The organism is Burkholderia sp. LFS061, from assembly GCF_047978125.1.
Classification (GTDB): Bacteria; Pseudomonadota; Gammaproteobacteria; order Burkholderiales; family Burkholderiaceae; genus Burkholderia; species Burkholderia pyrrocinia_C.
Genome location: NZ_JBFPFS010000110.1, coordinates 1 through 1,937 on the forward strand (window position 1 = coordinate 1; position 1,937 = coordinate 1,937).

Sequence of the window (1,937 nt, forward strand, 5' to 3'; positions counted from 1 at the left end):
GGTTCGGATGCACATCGAACTGTTGTGCCAATTCGGCCAGCGTCCGCTCGCCTTTGACCGCTGCCAGCGCCACCTTTGCTTTGAACGCCGCTGAGTGCGTCCGTCGGGTTCTCTTCGTCATTTCCTCGGTTCCTTTGCCAGCATTATCGCTGGCTCAGGCCCCGGCCAAACCACTTATCCGACTGTCCAAATTTGCGCGGCCACCTCTATCACGGCGGATCAACAGCGTATTCAGGAACTCGAGGCACGTATCGAACGCCTCGAGCGTGAGAAAGCCATTTTAAAAAAGGCTACCGCGCTCTTGATGTCGGAAGGCATCGAACGTACGAAGTAATTGATCAGATTGGCGCAAGCGAATCGGTCGAACTGATCTGCGCGGTATTCGACGTATCACGTTCCTGCCTGTATGCGTACCGTGAGCGCACCCAGCGCATTGACGCTGAGCGCATGGCACTGCGTAGCCGGATACACGAACTGTTCGTCGAGAGCCGAAGCTCTGCCGATAGCCGCAGCATCATGGGCATGATGCGCGAGGAAGGTAACCCCCATGGCGCATTTGCGCTCTCCGCATTAGATTTGGAGAGCGCGGACCTTTTAATTGCTGGACTGCATAATAGGGTGGTTACCAGGGATAGTGGATATCGGTGTACCGCCAGGTTCTCCAGATGCACTCAAAATTGGCGCGTTTCCGATAAGGAAAGGGAGCGTGTATGAGAACGGCGATTTCGACTTGAGGTCTGTGTTCGGGTTAGGTTGATCACCTGTAGTTCCCTCCACATGAAGTAAAATCACGCCGGTTGCCCCTATGATTGCACCGGTTACATATGCCCGAGCCACCCCGCCGTCGGGATTAACTCCCATGGACGGAAGTAGCAGGTCAGGGTTGAACGCAACCACCGAACCTGGGCCGCGGCTTAATCCACTTTTAAGCTCACTCATTGAAATAGCCACAGCAGTCTCGATCTTCGTCTTGTCCTTCGAGTCTACCGCGCCTACAACAATCCCATTAGTCGTAAGCTTAGGGGCAAACGCTGCGGCAATTATCCCCGGGGCCGCTTCTTTTGGCACCGTCCCGCTATTCGCAGTCTGCGGCTTCGGGAACGTATTATTGAGGCTAAGTCGGCCGTACACCACCCCACCATCTTTGTTCGTCCTTGCATAACCGATCGGATCCGTTCGCATCAAAGCGGTTGATGTTGCTGAACAGGTCGCCAGGCCTCCAATAGCCATTTGGCCACTCACAGGCCCCACCATTGCGAACAACACCGCTGCATCTTCCTCGGTCATCACATAGTGAACCAAGGGGTGCTGCTTAGGGAAGTCCCCTTGTTCAGACCACATACCAAAAGATTCAGTAGTAATTTGCTGCAACTGCCCATTGTCGCCCACTCCGCCAGCAGCTCGGCAGACGGCTACGATCGACTCATCTTCGCCCGATGAAACAAGTCTAACTCCGTCAACCGCAGTATTTGCGCTGATGATTTTTCCAGTCGAGTTATTCATAATCAGTGAATACCCGCGGTCACCAGTGGTCCACAAGACGCCATCAACATTCGGATCTTGGGATCTGCTCGAGACTAACAAACCACCATTTTGGAGCAGGCCGGACAGGTCAGTGCCCACAAGTGCCCCGGGGTTGTCGATCGAGGGCACGCCACCCATTGAATATAGATCAAACATACCCATGTAATTGTTGGCATCCGACGCAGGGGGGAGTACACCAGGCACACCGGGACGGGATTTCGGCGGGACGCCAGGATGCTGTACTTTAGGTCTGCCTATGTTGCCAGGAGTGTTTGGGACGACCCCCTTCCAGCCGACTGGGGTGCCTTGATTGGGTTTATCATCCCCTCCGCCACAAGCGGCAAGCGCGAAGGCGAGCGCGATACCGCCCGCGATCTTCGAGATGTTCGTTACAGTTGTTCGGTTCATTACAC

1 protein-coding gene and 2 pseudogenes are annotated in these 1,937 nt (G+C 54.9%); 1 reads left to right on the top strand and 2 read right to left on the bottom strand.

Annotated elements, in window-relative coordinates; genetic code table 11:
- Nucleotides 1–121: transposase (locus ACNQQL_RS35850; protein WP_416392824.1), on the bottom strand; the 121-nt coding region annotated here is incomplete at its 3' end.
- 84 nt (nucleotides 122–205) lie between these two features.
- On the opposite strand from ACNQQL_RS35850, the pseudogene ACNQQL_RS35855 reads away from it, so the two are divergent.
- Nucleotides 206–573, top strand: a pseudogene (locus tag ACNQQL_RS35855) (IS3 family transposase); the annotation flags it as partial.
- 21 nt (nucleotides 574–594) lie between these two features.
- On the opposite strand, the pseudogene ACNQQL_RS35860 reads toward ACNQQL_RS35855, so the two are convergent.
- A pseudogene (locus ACNQQL_RS35860) lies at nucleotides 595–1,937 on the bottom strand (hypothetical protein); the annotation flags it as partial.